This window comes from Flavobacterium commune (assembly GCF_001857965.1).
GTDB lineage: Bacteria > Bacteroidota > Bacteroidia > Flavobacteriales > Flavobacteriaceae > Flavobacterium > Flavobacterium commune.
The window spans coordinates 1,422,173-1,439,171 of sequence record NZ_CP017774.1 but is presented as its reverse complement, the minus strand read 5'-3'; the positions used below and the strand labels follow the sequence as shown (position 1 = coordinate 1,439,171).

Below are 16,999 nucleotides of genomic sequence, written 5' to 3'. Positions count from 1 at the left end.
AATATAAATTGTATTAAATCCCTTTTGAATTTTCGAAAGGGATTTTTTTTGGATTAGTTCGAAATTAAAAACCATAATTAATGCCTAATCCAAATATCTCTCTTACCTGAACCGCTTTGATAGCATTGTGATCATAGATGGTTTGCAAAGCAATGTTTGCCGAAAGGTATTTGTTGATTTTCATTACCACATTCATTTGGTAATCGATATCAACATTTTGTGGGTCGTCTAAATAGTTCGAATATAAATTCAATCGATTTTCGATGGAAACATTGGTGATAGCATTGAATTTAAAATAGCCCGAAATGCTTGCTCCAAATTCTACACGGGAATTATCGCCTTGCAGGACTCCAAAAGAAGATCCCAGTTCGGTAAAATGTTTGTGAACCAAAATTAATTTTCCAGCTGCCGGAGCAATGTTGATGCTTACATTGTCGTCTTTTTTCCACAAAAAACCAGGTCCAAACTGGAAGTAAGCAGGCGAGAAAAAATGAGATATTTTTAAGTTGTTTTTGTCAACACCAGTATCCATTTGGGATCTAAAGTTAAAATACACGGAGTAATACCAATTTTTGACCGTCGATTTTTTACCCCAAAGTGAGTTTAATTCAAGGCGGTCATCGGTTTTTGCGGTGTTTTCGTTTCCTTTTATTTTACTTAGTCCGTAAGCCAGAATAAATTTGTTGTCCCAAACCACATCTCCTTTTTTGTAATTGAAATCGTAATTTAAATTAAAATTTCCTGCTACGTTAGAAGTTCCACCGCCAAGCCATTGTCTGTTATAGGCCGATTGACTTAATAATAATGACATATTGCCTTTTTTAGTCCAAAGTTTTGTAGTGTCTTTGATGGTTTCTTGGGCTTTTATCGAAAAAACAGAAAATGTAAACACAAAGAGTAGAAGCAGTTTTTTCATATTTGAAGTAGTTTTTGAATAGTAAATATAAAAAAAATGCTACTGGAAAAGTAGCATTTGATTTAATAAATATAGCATTTAAGCTTTTTTAGGTGCTTTGTATAGCGGAACTGCTGAACAGGCTTCTCCATACATAATACTTCTGGCAAATGGCTGCAAATTGTGTGCTGCCAAAACATAAGCACGCATAGGCACAGGTTTCTTAGAACAACCTTTAATAATCACCGATTTATTTTCATAAGTCGTATAATCCAGTTTAGGAAGTAATTCTTCATATAGTGCTGCATCCAAATCTTCGATACTTCCATTGATGATTTTCTTGGCAAAAGGAGCTAATTGTATAGCAACTAAAATGGATGCCCAGGCCGGAACTATAGCATCGGTACTGCAATAGATAGCGACATAATGATCCTGGTATTGCGACCAATCATGATTTTTTAGCTGTTCCCTAAAGTCTTTTTCTTTTAATAAAAATCCTTCGAGTAACCATTGCGAAATATCAATTTGCGTACGAATGCCCTTTGGATAGTAATCTTCTAAATCGAATACTTCCAAGGCACTATTAGCTACTTTGTTAATTATCTCTTCCATTTTAAAAGTTTATAGTTTTTAGTTTATAGTTTGAGGTTCTAAAACAGCCAACCATAAACCATAAACAAATTAACGGATTAAAGCATTCCTAGCTCTAGTTTAGCTTCTTCACTCATTAAATCTTTGCTCCAAGGTGGATCAAAAGTGATTTCTACTTCGGCACCTTTTACATGCTCAATCGATTTTATTTTTTCTTCAACTTCTCTCGGTAAACTCTCGGCTACCGGACAGTTTGGAGAAGTAAGCGTCATAAGGATCTTTACTTCGTAATCAGTGTTTACCATTACATCATAAATCAATCCCAGTTCGTAAATATCTACAGGAATTTCCGGATCGTAAATGGTTTTTAACTTCTTTACAATCGCTTCTCCTAATTCGTTGGTGTCTATTTCTTGTTCCATTTTATTTCGTTTTTTTGTTAAATTATATGACTTATTTTTTTAACATATAAGTCATATAAGTTTTTTGTTTTCTATTTTTAAGTTAAATATAAGTTCATATTAGCTTTTTGGCTTAGATGATTTATATGTTAAGTTTATTCTTCAAGTCTGCTGTAAAAATCATTCACCAATGTTTTTTGACCTTCATAGAAAATATTTTTTACATTAAAGTTAATAAGCAAACCAATTGGTGCGTTTAATAAGTTCATATAAGTTCATATAAGTTAGTAATTGTGCTTCATAAATCGGGTTGATTTCATTCACCGATTTTAATTCAACAACTAGCTTGTTTTCTATAAATAAATCACATCTGAGTTTAGATTCTAATTCATGTCCTTTGTACTTTAAAGGAATCAAAAGTTCTGAAGAATAATTAATTTTTCGTAATTCTAATTCTTTTTTAAAGCATTGGTGATATATACTTTCTAAAAGTCCTGGACCTAAACTTTTATGAACTTCAATAGCTGCGCCATTAACCTGATAAACTAAATCTTTGAGATAACTTTTTGTTACATTCATAATCTTAAAGAGTTTGCTTATATGACTTATATGTTTAAAAAACCTATCCTTTAGTATTGAATGCCAAAGCATACATTTTAATATTCTTAATCATAGATACCAGTCCGTTAGCTCTTGTAGGCGATAAATGTTCTTTTAAGCCTATTTCGTCAATAAACCCCATATCGGCATCAATAATGTCTTTTGGTGTTTGATTTGAAAAAACACGGATTAATATAGCAATTATTCCTTTGGTTAGTATGGCGTCACTATCGGCAGTGAAGACTATTTTGTCTTCGTTTTGTTCTCCTTGTAACCAAACTTTAGATTGACAACCTTTGATTAAATTTTCATCAACTTTGAATTCTTCTTTGATTAAAGGAAGATTTTTTCCTAACTCGATGATGTATTCATAACGTTGCATCCAATCGTCAAACATCGAGAACTCGTCAACAATTTCTTCTTGTATATCTTTAATTTTCATTATTCTGTTTTGCAAATGAATTTATTTTAGTCACTATTTTTTTTATTTCAACAGGAGGAAATCCGTGATCAAAACTTTGTGATTCATAGTTTCTTCCTTTGTAATTTATTTTCAAATTAGCTATCGCTGCACCATCATAGAAACGTTTTTCAGTAGGCGATTTTAAATTTTTGATTTCTTCTAAATCGACTTTCTTAAAAAGAGTAATTAGCTCTTTCCAGTCAGCATCTGAGATTTTAGTTTGGATAGTTTTTTCTTTTCTGTCTTTTTTTATAATTGCAATATGATTTTCAATTACTATTTCCTGATGAAATCCTCTGGAGTTTGCGGTGTAAATTAACTGAGCTGCTTCCAATTTTTTTTGTGCATCTCCATCACAGCCTTTGCTTAGAAAAATGGTCAGGAATAATAAAGATAGTAATTTCATATTTTAGCTTTAGGATAACATTAACTGCGCCTTTTTAACAGCATCAACTAAGGCATCAATTTCTTCTTTGGTGTTGTAAAAAGAGAATGAAGCTCTTATAGTACCCGGAATTCCGAAGAAATTCATAATGGGTTGCGCACAGTGGTGTCCTGTTCTTACTGCAATTCCTAGTTTATCAATAATACTACCAATATCATATGGATGAATCCCTTCTATATTAAACGAAATTACCGAAGTTTTATTCTTAGATGTTCCATAAATACGTAAGCCTTCAATCTCTGATAAACGTTCGGTTGCGTAAGCTAATAACTCCAATTCCTGTTTTTGAATATTTTCAAAACCGACAGAATTCATATAATCAATTGCTGTTCCCAGAACAATTCCTCCTGCAATATGAGGTGTTCCTGCTTCAAATTTATGAGGCAATTCGGCATAGGTTGTTTTCTCGAAACTAACTTCCTTAATCATTTCGCCACCACCCTGATAAGGAGGTAATTTGTTTAACCAGGCTTCTTTTCCATACAAAATTCCGGTTCCTGTTGGTCCGCACATTTTATGTCCCGAAAAAGCATAAAAATCGCAATCTAAAGCCTGAACATCCGGTTTTAAATGTGGTACCGATTGGGCTCCATCAATCAGGATTGCAGCACCTACTTCGTGTGCTTTATCAATCATGTATTTGATTGGGTTGATAGTTCCCAAAGCGTTTGAAATATGATTTACTGCGACAATTTTAGTTTTCTCTGAAAGTAATTTGTCGTATTCAGTCATAACCAACTCTCCTTCTTCATTCATTGGAATGACTTTTAGAGTAGCTCCGGTTTTCTCGCACAACATTTGCCAAGGCACTATATTACTATGGTGCTCTAAATGGGAAACAATTACTTCGTCACCTGGTTTTAAAATTGAAGCAAAACCATTGGCAACCAAATTGATTCCAAAAGTAGTTCCTGAAGTAAAAAGTACTTCATGGGCGTGTTTAGCATTAATGTGGTTTTGAACTTTGCCACGGGCAATTTCGTAAGCATCAGTTGCTAATTGGCTTAGTGTGTGAACGCCACGGTGAATATTAGCATTTATTTCCTGATAATATTTTGAAATGGCATCAATAACCACTTGAGGTTTTTGCGAAGTAGCTCCGTTATCGAAATATACTAATGGTTTTCCGTTTACTTTTTGATTAAGAATAGGAAAATCGGCTCTTATTTTTTGAATGTCTAGCATAACTATTTAGAAAAATTCTATTCTACAAAAGTACTAAAACTAAAATTGTTTTTTGCTTCAATTATTTGTTTTGATTGATTGTAGTATCAGTTTAACTTATTGAGTTAAAATTAATGGTTTTTTTACCGTTTTTATATTTTTCCCGACTGATATTTAATCAGAAAGGGCACAAAGCTTATTTAACTTTGTGCCCTTAGCGTAAACCTTATTTAACTTTGCGGTTAAAACTTATAAATCAAATCCTAGTTTCACACCTAATTTATTGGCGATGATAGTAGTGATTCGTTTTTTTAATTCCGGTATTTTGATGTTTTCGATAACTGCGTTAGAGAACGCATACATCAATAAAGCTTTGGCTTCTTTCTTAGGGATTCCGCGTTGTTGCATGTAGAACAAAGCGGTTTCGTCAAGTTGCCCTACGGTACAACCGTGCGAACATTTTACATCATCTGCAAAAATTTCCAATTGCGGTTTAGCGTTGATAGTCGCTTTATCGCTTAAAAGAATGTTGTTGCTTTTTTGGAACGCATTGGTTTTTTGAGCTTCTTTTTCTACATATACTTTTCCGTTGAAAACTCCTGTTGAGCGATCAGAGAAAATTCCTTTATAATCCTGGAAACTCTCACAATTAGGTTGTGCGTGATTTACCAAGGTATAATGGTCAACGTGTTGTTTTTCGCCAATAATGGTAATTCCGTTCAAAGTACTTGTCAACCTTTCACCATAATGGTAGAAATTCAGGTTGTTTCTTGTCAGGTTTCCACCAAAAGAAAAAGTATGAACATAAGCATGACTTTCCTTTTGTTGCGAAACATACGTATTGTCGATTAAGTTAGCTTCAAGGTCGTCATTTTGGATTTTGTAATAATCTACAATAGCACGTTTTTGAGCAAAAATTTCAGTAACTGAGTTGGTAAGAACCGGATTCCCGCTTAAACTTTGGTGACGCTCAATAATTTGTACATGAGAATTCTCACCTACAATTACTAAGTTTCTAGGCTGAACCATTAATGCTGATTCGTTTCCTGTTGAGAAATACATAATCTCAATAGGTTTGTCAGCAACCTTGCTTTTAGGGATATTAATGTAAGCTCCTTCATTGGCGAAAGCCGTATTTAATGAAGTCAGACTATCGTCTTTGCTTGCAATTTTGTTAAAATAGTTATCAATAACCATTTTGTATTTTGGTTTTGTCAATGCCGAAGACATTAAACAAACATCGATTCCATCGTGTGTTGTAGAAGATAGGTGAGAGCTGAAAATACCGTCAATAAAAACAACTTTATACGTATCGATTTCGTGGATAAAATATTTTTTTACCTGATTAAATTCAATAGCGCTATCTTTTTTAGGAAAAACGGTAAAGTCATTTTTTAGAATGGCATTTAGCGAAGTATATTTCCAAGCTTCTTCTTTTTTAGTTGGGAAGCCTTTTATCTCAAAGTTTTTTATTGCTGAAGTTCTAACATCATGCAGTTGTGAATGAACATCAACACGCTCTTCAAAAGCCATAAAAGACGATAGTAATTTTTCTTTTAATTCCATTTTTATAATGTTTATGGTTTATGGTTTTTTGTTTGTTGTTCTTGCCAGAACAACAAACTATAAACTATAAACAAATTTTAATTTTCTGCTTTAATCCAGTCGTATCCTTTTTCTTCTAGCTCATGTGCCAAATCAGCTCCGCCAGATTTTACAATTTTTCCATTGTATAATACGTGAACAAAGTCAGGAACGATATAGTCTAATAATCTTTGGTAGTGTGTAATTACGATGATAGCGTTTTTGTCGCTCTTCAATTTGTTTACTCCATTGGCAACAATTCTTAAAGCATCGATATCTAAACCAGAATCGGTTTCATCAAGGATAGCTAATTTAGGTTCTAACATCGCCATTTGGAAAATCTCGTTACGTTTTTTCTCTCCACCAGAGAAGCCTTCGTTAAGAGAACGAGATAAAAATTTACGGTCGATTTCTAATAATTCTGATTTTTCACGAATTACTTTCAGCATTTCGTTTGCTGGCATTTCTTCCTGACCGTTAGCTTTACGTGTTTCGTTGATAGCCGTTTTCATGAAGTTTGTTACTGAAACACCTGGAATTTCAACCGGGTATTGGAATGAAAGAAACACTCCTTTATGTGCTCTTTCTTCAGGAGCTAATTCTGAAATGTCTTCGTTTTCTAATAGGATTTCACCTTCGGTTACTTCATAATTTTCGTTTCCTGCAATAATTGCCGAAAGTGTACTTTTTCCGGCTCCATTTGGTCCCATTATTGCATGGATTTCTCCTGCTTTTACTTCTAAATCGATTCCTTTAAGAATTTCTTTATCACCTATTGAGGCGTGTAGATTTTTTATTGATAACATAAATGTTTTGTTTTGATATAAAGTCTTAAAAAGATTATCCTACTGATCCTTCTAATGAAATTTCTAATAATTTTTGTGCTTCTACGGCAAACTCCATCGGCAACTTGTTTAATACGTCTTTACTGAAACCGTTTACGATTAAGGCAATGGCTTTTTCTGTAGGTATTCCACGTTGGTTGCAATAGAAAACCTGGTCTTCACCAATTTTAGATGTGGTTGCTTCGTGTTCTATTTTAGCAGATGGATTTTTACTTTCGATATAAGGGAAAGTATGTGCTCCACAATTGTTACCCATTAATAATGAGTCACATTGAGAGAAGTTACGGGCGTTATCAGCTCTTGGGCTAATTTGCACCAATCCTCTATAACTGTTTTGCGATTTTCCGGCCGAAATACCTTTAGAAATAATGGTCGATTTAGTGTTTTTACCCAAATGAATCATTTTAGTTCCTGTATCGGCTTGTTGGAAATTATTAGTAACAGCAATCGAATAGAATTCACCTATTGAGTTGTCTCCTTTTAAAATAACAGAAGGATATTTCCAGGTTATCGCAGATCCTGTTTCAACCTGTGTCCAGGAAATTTTAGCGTTAGTTTCGCAAAATCCTCTTTTGGTCACAAAATTGAAAACTCCACCTTTACCTTCTTTATTTCCAGGGTACCAGTTTTGCACGGTAGAATATTTAATTTCGGCATCGTCCAAGGCAATTAATTCTACCACAGCAGCGTGTAATTGATTCTCGTCGCGGGTTGGAGCTGTACATCCTTCTAAGTAAGAAACATAGCTTCCTTCGTCAGCAATTAACAGTGTTCTTTCGAATTGTCCTGTTCCCGCCTGATTGATACGGAAATAGGTAGAAAGTTCCATTGGACATTTTACGCCTTTTGGAATATAACAGAAAGAACCATCTGAGAAAACAGCTGAATTCAACGCTGCATAAAAGTTGTCTCTTTGCGGGACAACAGTTCCTAAATATTTACGAACTAATTCAGGATGTTCTTTGATGGCTTCAGAAATACTCATAAAGATTATTCCTTTTTCGCCTAATGTTTTCTTGAATGTTGTAGCTACCGAAACCGAGTCAACTACGATATCCATGGCTACATTATTCAATTTTTTTTGCTCATCAATAGAGATACCCAGCTTTTTGTACATCTCCAGTAATTCTGGATCTACATCATCTAGGGTTTTGTTTGGGTCTGCTTTTTTTGGAGCTGAGTAATAAGATATGGCTTGAAAGTCCGGTTTTTGATATTTAACGTTTGCCCATTCTGGCTCAATCATCTCCTCCCATGCCCTGAAAGCTTCGATTCGCCAATCGGTCATCCATTGTGGTTCGTCTTTTTTCTGTGAGATGGCACGAACAATGTCTTCATTTAACCCAATAGGAAACGTCTCCGATTCTAATTCGGTGTAAAATCCGTATTCGTATTCTTTGTTTTCGAGTTCGATTTTTAAATCGTCTTCTGTATATTTACTCATTTTTTTTATTTAAAGATTGGAAAATTTAAAGATTAAAAAGTCCTTAAATAGTTTTTAAATTCTAAAAGATTTAAAGAGAAAAACTTTCTCCGCATCCACAAGTTCTGGTAGCATTTGGGTTGTTGAAAACAAATCCTTTTCCGTTTAATCCACCTGAAAACTCAAGAATAGTTCCAGCCAGATATAAGAAAGATTTTTTTTCTACAGCAATAGTTATATCATTGTCTATGAAAATCTTATCATCTTCACCTTTGTTTTTGTCGAACTTTAAATCATAGGATAAGCCCGAGCATCCGCCGCTTTTAACACCTACTCTTACATAATCTGTGGCGGCATCAAAACCATCTTCTGTCATCAAGTCGATGATTTTCTTTTTGGCAGTATCAGAAACCTTTATCATTGTGTGTTGATTTTGTCTAAATTAACTGCAAAGATAAGGCATAAAAACCGTATTCTACAACAGATAACATTTTTATAACTAATAAGGAAATAGATAATAGTTATTTTTTTCGTTTAGTAAAAAAAATAGTATATTTTTATAATCTATTTTTTAATCAGAAAAACAATAAATAATTATGGAAGAATCTTTAGAAAAAAGAGTGGAATACTCGTTAAATTACAATGGTAAAGGGAGTGATTTCTTTGGAATTATAATGGTAAATTGGTTGTTAACCGTAATAACTTTAGGGTTTTATTATCCTTGGGCAAAAGCCAAACAACTGCAATATATTTATAATTCAACTTCTCTCAATGAGGATTCATTTGCTTTTCATGGTACAGGAAAAGAAATGTTTAAGGGGTTTTTAAAAGCAATTTTGATATTTTCGATATTGTATGGAGTGCTTATTTTTTGTGTTCTTCAACAAATGCCGGGAACAGGGGTGTTAATATTTTATATAGGTTTAGTAGCTATTTTACCTATCGCAATTCACGGTTCGTATCGTTATAGAATGTCCCGTAGTTCATGGAGAGGTATTCGTTTTGGGTATAGAGGAGACAGAAAAGAATTTACATTGTTATTTTTTAAATGGATTTTCTTTACTATTATAACCTTAGGAGTTTATGGGCCATGGATGGCTATGAATATGCGAAACTATTTATTGGGAAATGTTCGTTTTGGCGATGTTGAATTTCAATATGATGGCGATGGCGGAGAGTATTTTGCACTTAACATTAAAGGTTATTTATTAACGATTGTTACTTTGGGTGTTTATTCTTTTTGGTGGCAAAAAGAGTTGTTTGAATACTATGTAAATAATTTAAGTTTAAAAAGAGGCGATGCTAAAATTTATCTTAATTCTAAAGCAACAGCGGGTGGATTTTTCCAATTGATTGTAACTAATATTTTGTTGTTAGTCTTTACTTTAGGCTTAGGTTACGCCTGGGTAGCAACCCGAACTATAAAATTTATTCTTGAAAATATTGAAGCCGAAGGAAATATTAATTTAGATGCCTTAACGCAAACCGAAGAAAATTATAAAGATGCTACTGGCGAAGATTTAAGCGATTTCCTGAATCTGGATACCATAATGTAATGTTATGAACAATACAACAACTGCTGTTTTTTATGACGGAAATTCGTCTGTTCCACAACAGATAGTATTGTCATTGAACAGTTTTAACAGAACCTTAGAATTTCAATTAGCCAATGGTTCAACTTGCAAATGGCTTATTCAGGAAGTAACTTTTGATAAGCGAGCGACAGGATTGCATTTAGAACACGGATTGGATGTTTTACAGCATATCAAAATCAAAGATGCCCATTTTATTGATTTAATTCAAAATTTTAGAAAAGCAAATGGACATATTGGCTGGTATCAAAAATTGATTGATTTAGGATTTGCTACCCATTTTGGGATAGCTGTGGTTATTATGGCGCTTATTGGTTTGTGTTATGTGTATATTATTCCCTGGGCGGCAGAACAATCGGTGAGTTTAATTCCTGAAGAGTATGATAACGAATTAGGTACTTCGGCCTGGGCAGGAAATCAATATTTTATGGATGTTGATTCTGAGAAAACAAAATTACTGAATGATTTTGCAAAGGAATTGAAACTTCAAAACACCAAAAAGCTCAAATTTACGGTTGTAAACTCAAATGAAATTAATGCTTTTGCCTTACCCGATGGAAGTATTGTAGTTTTTACTGGTATTCTTAAAGAAATGAAAAATTACGATGAACTCGTGGGCTTATTAGGTCATGAAGCTTCTCATGTGAATAACCGTCATTCAATGAAAATGCTTTGTCGCAGTTTATCAGGTTATTTGTTTATTTCGGTAATTTTAGGAGATGCTAACGGAATTATGGCAACCATAGGCGACAATGTAAACAGTTTGCAATCCTTATCTTTTTCAAGAGAATTTGAACATCAGGCCGATGCAGATGGTTTTAAAATATTGTTGGAAAACAAAGTCAATCCTAAGGGAATGTCTAATTTATTCAAGCGATTACAACAACAATCGTATGCCATTCCGGAATTTTTGAGTTCGCATCCGGTGACCGAAAACCGAATAGATTTTATTGATAAAATGATTAAAGACAAAAAATTTCAAACAGTAGCGCATCCGCAACTAGAACGTTTGTTTGTTCAATTAAAGCAATAAAACGTTTAACTTACTTTTGTTATAAAAAAGCATACTAATTCAACAATGAAACTACAATTATTTAGTAGTTTTATTGTTGAATTTTTATTTTACACTGCATGAATCTTTATCCCATAGAAACAGGAAATTTTAAATTAGACGGAGGCGCTATGTTTGGCGTAGTTCCTAAAACTATTTGGAACAAAACCAATCCTGCTGATGCCAATAATTTAATTGATATTGCTGCCCGTTGTTTATTAATCGAAGACGGAAATCGTCTGATTTTGATTGATACCGGAATGGGGAATAAGCAATCGGAGAAGTTTTTTGGGTATTATTCACTTTGGGGAACACATTCTATGGATCAATCGTTGGCGCAATTTGGTTTCCATCGCGATGATATTACCGATGTGTTTTTGACCCATCTGCATTTTGATCATTGTGGAGGTGCTGTCCAATGGAATAAAGATAAAACAGGTTACGAACCCGCTTTTAAAAACGCTAAATTTTGGACAAACGAAAATCATTGGAAATGGGCAACCGAACCCAATTCCCGTGAAAAAGCGTCTTTTCTGTCCGAAAATATTTTGCCAATGCAGGAAAGCGGTCAGCTCAATTTCATCAAAAGAAATGAAACCGATTTTTTGGAAAAATCCGAATTGGATTTTGGAATTTTCTTTGTCGATGGACATACCGAAAAACAGATGATTCCGTATATTCAATACAAGGGAAAAACCATCGTTTTTTGTGCCGATTTATTACCAACAGCAGGGCATATTCCTATTCCGTATGTGATGGGATACGATACCAGACCACTTTTGACAATGGATGAAAAAACAAAATTCATGAATGCCGCCGCTGATAATAATTACTATTTGTTTATGGAACATGATGCCCATAATCCAATAATCACTGTGCAACATACCGAAAAAGGAGTGCGAATCAGTGAAGTTTTTTCTTGTGAGGATATTTTAAAAAGTAATATTTTATAGTAACTGCATCAAAATAAATTATTCAATTTTTGTACTATCGACCGGAGGAGTAACCGTTTCAGTGGGATTTGGAATTATTGATTTTTGCTCAGTAACCTTTACAGCTTCCTGAATGATTCCGGGACTTGGTTTAATGGTTTTTTTAATTGCCACGGCATCATTAAGTACAAATGGGGTTGGCATCATCCAGTCGGCTCTTTTGCGGATATTGAATAATGGATTTTGCATTAAATCAAAGGAACTTTCCAGTAGTTTCATGTCAAATACAGTAGCTGCATTGATGTTAAATTCCAAAAGTAGCGGTTCATTATCGACTACATAATAGCTGAGTAATTTTTTTCCTTCTCTTTTGAATATTTTTCCGTTTTGTTGTAAATGCGAAACACCATTTGTCTTGATATTGTAAATATCCATTTTTTCATTGGCAAAAATATCGTAACGATTGACTTTTCGATTAGGCGAAATACGAATTTTTAAATAGCGTAGATTATCAGCAATACTATCGGTTAGAAATTCGATGGTAGGTTGGGGAATCCTTTGTAATGGTGCCTGAGCTGCAAAGGTAAATTGCGAATCGTATTTGCTGAAAAGCGGAATATCACTGATGCCTTTGGGGGTTTTTGGGTCTTCACCCAAGTAGCTTTTGGTCCAGGAATCCAGATTTTTATCATAAGTTAACCATTGCGCTTGGTTGGTATCGGCATCATAAAGATAAACCAGACTGTTGGATTTTGCTTTTCCTTTTTCGTAATCAGCATTGGAATGTGCTTTGGCAAAAAAGCCAATGGAAGCCAGTAAGAAAAGGATAGACCAGGTTCCCTTTTGGACATAATTGCCTAAAGTAGGCAAGAGTAATCCAAAGGATAAGACAGTTAAAATAGCACTACCAAATAGTATTTTAAGTCCTAATCCTATTGGGAACATTTGGATAAAAGGAGCAATAATCAATAAGGCAGGAATACTAAAAATGAGGTTGAAAACAGGGCTGTATTTTTGCGTGAGAATATAAAAACCAAACATAAAAATGCCAAAATAAACCGGAATAATTAAAAATCCTGCTCCTTGTAAACTAAAAGCAATGCCGGTATTGATAAGTAGCCAAATGAATAATGGTGCTACAAAATGATTGGCTGTGATTTTATTGGGAGTAAAGAAGTGATAAAACGCAAAACTGATGGCAATACTCAATAAGACAAAAGCGGCAATGTAAGCGTGTCCGTTGTAAGTGAAGCCATTTAGTAAATCGTTGTATTGCGGATAGATTTGTAATAATGCCTTCCAACCTAGAAATGTAATTAATGCTGCTGAAAACAGCGAACCCAATAACGGAACAAATCCCTGAAGTATTTTTTGGATGGTTAGAATTCTTTTGGCAATTCCTAAGAAAATAAAGAAAAAGAAAAGACCAAAAGCGATGATTAGCATTGGAATTACCCAACTAAAAGGATAACTGATAAAACTAAAAGGAATCGAAAAATAAACATAATCTTCAACGGATTTAGTGGTATTCAAATTAGAATTAGAGAAGTGATTCAGTAAAGGCATCAGGTAAGAACCTTGATGAGTTAGCGAATTGGGGTCTAAATGATTGTAGTCGTCCTGGGCGGTGTGGTAGTTGTAATGTCCATCGATAAAAGCAAAATTAAATCCCTGAATATTGCTTTGTTCTCTGAAAATAGTCAAATCAGTATCGTTAGGCAGCATTTTGTATATGCTGTACATTAGCGAATTGGATACCGGAAAAGTAGGATTTGCAGCAGCGAAATTTTGAACCATTCCAGCATTTCCATTGTTGGTTTCCATCAACATATAACTAGGTCCGGAGCTTCCACGTGCTTCAAAGTTAAGTACTAAACCCACGTCTTTTGCCCATTGGTGTTGGGTTGCAAAAAGTGCAGCACCGTTGAGTCCTAATTCTTCGGCATCGGTAAACAGAATAATGATGTCGTTTTGATGTGGTGTTTTATTGTGTAAAAAAGTACGAACTCCCTCCAGTATGGTTGCAATTCCGGCAGCATCGTCACTTGCGCCGGGTGATGCCGAATGTGGAGCACTGTCATAATGCGACAATAATAGCAAAGCTTTAGTGTTTTTACTTCCTTCAATCCGGGCGATTATGTTTTTGGATTTTACTAAATTTCCCCAATCGGTTAGGGTAAATCCTTGCTGAATACTTGGTTTTAAGCCTAATTTAGTCAGTTCGGTTTGCAGATAATTGGCAACCTGATTGTGATTTTCTGAGCCTACATAGTGAGGTTTTTGGCTAATATTTTTTACATGAGTTAAGGCTCTTTTGGTCGAAAATTCCGTTAGTGCTTCTTCGTTAGTAAAAGTCCATCGGGGCATTATACTGAGATAAATAAAACTGAGAACAGCTATAAAAAAAAGGGTATAGATTATCGAGGTTAGGTCTTTTTTCATTTTAAGTAGGTTTGGGGTAGGGCAACTAATTGTCTTTTTTTACAAGAATATATAAATCATTTTCTAATAACATATAACCTTGGTCATACAGAAAATAGTATGTGTTTCCTGTTTTAGTTTTTAAAATATTGGTAAAAAAATCAAAATCGAAACCTTTACTTAATAATTTGCTTTTAGTAGTTTTTGATTTTCCATCGGTGTTCAGCTCGCTAAGAATGCGGTAATTCTTGCGCAATTTATTGTTGATGTTGCGCATGAAGTTGTTACTGTCCTTGTTCATTTTGTTGTTGTAGGCATTGCGACAGCCATCGCTGCAAAACTTCTTGTCTTCGCGACCTATAATTTTTTCGCCACATTCTAAACAGTTCTTTACCATAATTTTTTAAAATTGTCCCTTGTAAAACAAGGCTTGTTCAATATGTGCTAAATGATGATTACAATGCCAGGCATACACGCCAATAACTTCTTCTAAACATGAGGTTTTATGGGTTGCCGGATGGATAAATTGTCTTTTTAATTCTTTTTCGCTAAATGATTTTAATAGCAAAACCCATCGGGCATGTACTCCTTTGATTATTTGAAGGGAAGCCGTTAAGTCATCAGAAACGCCATCAATGAGTTCTGCCCATCGATCCTCTTCATACGGTTTAATGATTGGTTTTTCTTCAGTTAATGCCAATTTAAAACGGACAAAACTATTGATATGACTATCGGCACAATGGTGTACTACTTGTTTTATTTTCCAGCCGTTGGGTCTATAAATCCAATTTAATTCGTTTACCGAAAGGTTTTTGGTCAGTTCATTTATTTTGGAAGGAAAATTTTCAATAGTTTCAATCCATGTATCTAAGTAATCTGGGGTTATAGAATTAGGTTTTTGAAATTCTCCTATTGGAAATCGTAAGCTTTCTATATCATGCAATTGATGCTCCATATTTAATTTTTTAGTTTTTTAATTCGATATAAATCATGACGACGGTCTTTTAAGATTTTTACACTTCCGTGTTCATGTAATTCTTTTAAAAGATCTAAATCGACATCTACAATTAGCGTCATTTCGGTATTTGGTGTTGTTTCGGCTTTGATTCCATTGCTTGGGAAAGCAAAATCGGCGGGTGTAAATACAGCGGTTTGTGCATATTGAATGTCCATGTTGTTTACTTTTGGCAAGTTGCCTACACAGCCTGCAATGGCCACATAACATTCGTTTTCTATGGCTCTGGCCTGGGCACAATGTTTTACCCGAGTGTAGCCGTTTTGAGTATCGGTCAGGAAAGGAACAAAGAGAATGTTCATGCCTTCATCGGCCATTAATCGGGAAAGTTCGGGGAATTCCACATCATAACAAATCATAATTCCTATTTTTCCGCAATCGGTGTCAAAAGTCTGAATGGTATTTCCGCCTGTTATTCCCCAGTGAAAAACCTCGTTTGGGGTAATGTGGATTTTGGTGTAGGTTTCATAAGTACCGTCTCTTTTGCATAAAAAACCACTATTATAGAGGACTCCGTCAACTAAATTAGGCATGCTTCCGCTAATAATATTGATATTATATGAAATGGCTAATTCCTGAAAACGTTTCCTTATAGGTTCGGCGTATTTAGCCAGTTCCCGAATGGCATCGGCTTCAGACAAATGATTGTAATCGGCCATTAAAGGCGCAATAAACAATTCGGGGAAAACAGCAAAATCGCTGCCATAACCCGAAACAGCATCAATAAAAAATTCAGATTGTTCAAACAACGCTTCCAGATTTTTCAAAGGACGCATCTGCCATTGAATCAACCCCAATCGGATGACTGTTTTTTCGGTATTAATAATTGTAGGACTTTCAATGTAATAGATGTTATTCCATTCTAATAAAACAGCAAATTCTTTAGATTTTCTATCGCCTTCCAGATAGTTTTTCATCACCCGCATTACGTGAAAATCATTACTTAATTGAAAAGACAGTACGGGATCATGAATCTCTTTTCTTTTTACTTTGTCAATATAAGTTTTGGGATTGATTTCATGTGCATAGTTGGCGTAATTCGGAATTCTGCCTGCAAATACAATGGATTTTAGATTTAGTTGTTCGCAAATTTCTTTTCGGGCATCGTACAAACGGCGTCCTAAACGTAATCCACGGTATTTTGGTACTACAAAAACATCAATACCATACAAAATCTCACCTTTAGCAGTATGGGTAGAAAAGGTATAGTTGCCTGTAATTTTAGCATAATCGTGGTTTTGATCCACTAAATCTTCGTGTACAATTAGGGATAATGCGGCACCAACTACAATGTCATCAACTAAAATAACCAGCTGACCTTCGGGAAATATTTTGAGTAATTTTTTAATATCGGCTTCTCTCCAATAATCGTCAACCATTTCCGGATAAGATTCAATCATCGAATTTTTCAATTCTTTGTAGTCTTGAATTTTCAGATTTCGTAGTTCGACTTTGTTGATTTCTGCTTGCATAAAAGAATTGATTTGCTGAAAGATACGAAAAAAAGTATCCGTTTACAAACGTTTACAAATATTTATAACCGAAAGTAAATAGATACTAACCGAATAAATGTTTGC

18 protein-coding genes are annotated in these 16,999 nt (G+C 34.4%); 3 read left to right on the top strand and 15 right to left on the bottom strand.

What is annotated here, in order from left to right; genetic code table 11:
* Window positions 1-64 precede the first annotated feature (64 nt).
* The 11 genes from BIW12_RS06035 to BIW12_RS05985 all read right to left on the bottom strand — a co-directional run bounded on the left by BIW12_RS06035 (window position 65) and on the right by BIW12_RS05985 (window position 8,832).
* Window positions 65-916 carry a DUF3078 domain-containing protein gene (locus BIW12_RS06035; protein ID WP_071184275.1) on the bottom strand — a complete coding sequence of 284 codons (852 nt, stop codon included), beginning with the start codon at window positions 914-916 and terminating at the stop codon, window positions 65-67.
* Window positions 917-994: 78 nt separating this feature from the next.
* Entirely contained in the window at window positions 995-1,507 is a 513-nt protein-coding gene (locus BIW12_RS06030) for a DUF2480 family protein (protein ID WP_071184274.1), read from the bottom strand.
* A gap of 77 nt (window positions 1,508-1,584) precedes the next feature.
* Window positions 1,585-1,908 (bottom strand): SUF system Fe-S cluster assembly protein, encoded by a 324-nt coding sequence (locus tag BIW12_RS06025; RefSeq protein ID WP_071184273.1) that lies wholly within the window; start codon window positions 1,906-1,908, stop codon window positions 1,585-1,587.
* 210 nt (window positions 1,909-2,118) lie between these two features.
* On the bottom strand, window positions 2,119-2,466 hold the full coding sequence (locus tag BIW12_RS06020; protein WP_232227158.1) for a GxxExxY protein: 348 nt from the start codon (window positions 2,464-2,466) through the stop codon (window positions 2,119-2,121).
* A 43-nt stretch (window positions 2,467-2,509) separates the two neighbouring features.
* The gene (locus tag BIW12_RS06015) at window positions 2,510-2,929 is read right to left on the bottom strand and encodes a SufE family protein (protein ID WP_071184272.1); all 420 of its coding nucleotides are present in this window, start codon (window positions 2,927-2,929) and stop codon (window positions 2,510-2,512) included.
* On the bottom strand, window positions 2,919-3,356 hold the full coding sequence (locus BIW12_RS06010; RefSeq protein ID WP_071184271.1) for a hypothetical protein: 438 nt from the start codon (window positions 3,354-3,356) through the stop codon (window positions 2,919-2,921). The genes BIW12_RS06015 and BIW12_RS06010 overlap by 11 nt, the downstream gene beginning before the upstream one ends.
* Before the next feature lie 9 nt (window positions 3,357-3,365).
* A complete protein-coding gene (locus tag BIW12_RS06005) occupies window positions 3,366-4,580 on the bottom strand; it encodes an aminotransferase class V-fold PLP-dependent enzyme (RefSeq protein ID WP_071184270.1) in 1,215 nt (404 codons plus the stop codon).
* A gap of 228 nt (window positions 4,581-4,808) precedes the next feature.
* Window positions 4,809-6,125: a Fe-S cluster assembly protein SufD gene (gene sufD, locus BIW12_RS06000; protein WP_071184269.1), complete on the bottom strand. Its 1,317-nt coding sequence runs from the start codon at window positions 6,123-6,125 to the stop codon at window positions 4,809-4,811.
* Between the two features lie 77 nt (window positions 6,126-6,202).
* On the bottom strand, window positions 6,203-6,949 hold the full coding sequence (sufC, locus tag BIW12_RS05995) for a Fe-S cluster assembly ATPase SufC (RefSeq protein ID WP_071184268.1): 747 nt from the start codon (window positions 6,947-6,949) through the stop codon (window positions 6,203-6,205).
* 34 nt (window positions 6,950-6,983) lie between these two features.
* Window positions 6,984-8,432: a Fe-S cluster assembly protein SufB gene (gene sufB, locus BIW12_RS05990; protein WP_071184267.1), complete on the bottom strand. Its 1,449-nt coding sequence runs from the start codon at window positions 8,430-8,432 to the stop codon at window positions 6,984-6,986.
* Between the two features lie 70 nt (window positions 8,433-8,502).
* Window positions 8,503-8,832: a HesB/IscA family protein gene (locus BIW12_RS05985; RefSeq protein ID WP_071184266.1), complete on the bottom strand. Its 330-nt coding sequence runs from the start codon at window positions 8,830-8,832 to the stop codon at window positions 8,503-8,505.
* 175 nt (window positions 8,833-9,007) lie between these two features.
* Here BIW12_RS05985 and BIW12_RS05980 point away from each other — a divergent pair, with 175 nt between their 5' ends.
* From BIW12_RS05980 to BIW12_RS05970, 3 genes are all read left to right on the top strand, one after another.
* Complete coding sequence (locus BIW12_RS05980) at window positions 9,008-9,967, top strand: YjgN family protein (protein WP_071184265.1); 960 nt, start codon at window positions 9,008-9,010, stop codon at window positions 9,965-9,967.
* Window positions 9,968-9,971: 4 nt separating this feature from the next.
* Window positions 9,972-11,036, top strand: a complete 1,065-nt coding sequence (locus tag BIW12_RS05975) for a M48 family metallopeptidase (protein ID WP_071184264.1) — start codon at window positions 9,972-9,974, stop codon at window positions 11,034-11,036.
* 98 nt (window positions 11,037-11,134) lie between these two features.
* Entirely contained in the window at window positions 11,135-12,007 is an 873-nt protein-coding gene (locus BIW12_RS05970) for an MBL fold metallo-hydrolase (RefSeq protein WP_071184263.1), read from the top strand.
* A gap of 18 nt (window positions 12,008-12,025) precedes the next feature.
* Here the strand turns inward: BIW12_RS05970 and BIW12_RS05965 are convergent, their stop codons facing one another.
* Genes BIW12_RS05965 through BIW12_RS05950 form a run of 4 tightly spaced genes read right to left on the bottom strand, consistent with a single transcriptional unit; the run spans window position 12,026 to window position 16,894 of the window.
* Window positions 12,026-14,428: a M20/M25/M40 family metallo-hydrolase gene (locus tag BIW12_RS05965; protein ID WP_083382055.1), complete on the bottom strand. Its 2,403-nt coding sequence runs from the start codon at window positions 14,426-14,428 to the stop codon at window positions 12,026-12,028.
* A 25-nt stretch (window positions 14,429-14,453) separates the two neighbouring features.
* Window positions 14,454-14,804: a hypothetical protein gene (locus tag BIW12_RS05960; RefSeq protein ID WP_071184262.1), complete on the bottom strand. Its 351-nt coding sequence runs from the start codon at window positions 14,802-14,804 to the stop codon at window positions 14,454-14,456.
* 6 nt (window positions 14,805-14,810) lie between these two features.
* Window positions 14,811-15,362 carry a YfiT family bacillithiol transferase gene (locus BIW12_RS05955; RefSeq protein ID WP_071184261.1) on the bottom strand — a complete coding sequence of 184 codons (552 nt, stop codon included), beginning with the start codon at window positions 15,360-15,362 and terminating at the stop codon, window positions 14,811-14,813.
* 2 nt (window positions 15,363-15,364) lie between these two features.
* The gene (locus BIW12_RS05950) at window positions 15,365-16,894 is read right to left on the bottom strand and encodes a carbon-nitrogen hydrolase family protein (RefSeq protein WP_071184260.1); all 1,530 of its coding nucleotides are present in this window, start codon (window positions 16,892-16,894) and stop codon (window positions 15,365-15,367) included.
* Window positions 16,895-16,999 lie beyond the last annotated feature (105 nt).

Coding starts and splice junctions, on each gene's coding strand:
- BIW12_RS06035 (WP_071184275.1), bottom strand. CDS start 916: ATGAAAAAACTGCTTCTACTCTTTGTGTTTACATTTTCTGTTTTTTCG.
- BIW12_RS06030 (WP_071184274.1), bottom strand. CDS start 1,507: ATGGAAGAGATAATTAACAAAGTAGCTAATAGTGCCTTGGAAGTATTC.
- BIW12_RS06025 (WP_071184273.1), bottom strand. CDS start 1,908: ATGGAACAAGAAATAGACACCAACGAATTAGGAGAAGCGATTGTAAAG.
- BIW12_RS06020 (WP_232227158.1), bottom strand. CDS start 2,466: ATGAATGTAACAAAAAGTTATCTCAAAGATTTAGTTTATCAGGTTAAT.
- BIW12_RS06015 (WP_071184272.1), bottom strand. CDS start 2,929: ATGAAAATTAAAGATATACAAGAAGAAATTGTTGACGAGTTCTCGATG.
- BIW12_RS06010 (WP_071184271.1), bottom strand. CDS start 3,356: ATGAAATTACTATCTTTATTATTCCTGACCATTTTTCTAAGCAAAGGC.
- BIW12_RS06005 (WP_071184270.1), bottom strand. CDS start 4,580: ATGCTAGACATTCAAAAAATAAGAGCCGATTTTCCTATTCTTAATCAA.
- sufD (WP_071184269.1), bottom strand. CDS start 6,125: ATGGAATTAAAAGAAAAATTACTATCGTCTTTTATGGCTTTTGAAGAG.
- sufC (WP_071184268.1), bottom strand. CDS start 6,949: ATGTTATCAATAAAAAATCTACACGCCTCAATAGGTGATAAAGAAATT.
- sufB (WP_071184267.1), bottom strand. CDS start 8,432: ATGAGTAAATATACAGAAGACGATTTAAAAATCGAACTCGAAAACAAA.
- BIW12_RS05985 (WP_071184266.1), bottom strand. CDS start 8,832: ATGATAAAGGTTTCTGATACTGCCAAAAAGAAAATCATCGACTTGATG.
- BIW12_RS05980 (WP_071184265.1), top strand. CDS start 9,008: ATGGAAGAATCTTTAGAAAAAAGAGTGGAATACTCGTTAAATTACAAT.
- BIW12_RS05975 (WP_071184264.1), top strand. CDS start 9,972: ATGAACAATACAACAACTGCTGTTTTTTATGACGGAAATTCGTCTGTT.
- BIW12_RS05970 (WP_071184263.1), top strand. CDS start 11,135: ATGAATCTTTATCCCATAGAAACAGGAAATTTTAAATTAGACGGAGGC.
- BIW12_RS05965 (WP_083382055.1), bottom strand. CDS start 14,428: ATGAAAAAAGACCTAACCTCGATAATCTATACCCTTTTTTTTATAGCT.
- BIW12_RS05960 (WP_071184262.1), bottom strand. CDS start 14,804: ATGGTAAAGAACTGTTTAGAATGTGGCGAAAAAATTATAGGTCGCGAA.
- BIW12_RS05955 (WP_071184261.1), bottom strand. CDS start 15,362: ATGGAGCATCAATTGCATGATATAGAAAGCTTACGATTTCCAATAGGA.
- BIW12_RS05950 (WP_071184260.1), bottom strand. CDS start 16,894: ATGCAAGCAGAAATCAACAAAGTCGAACTACGAAATCTGAAAATTCAA.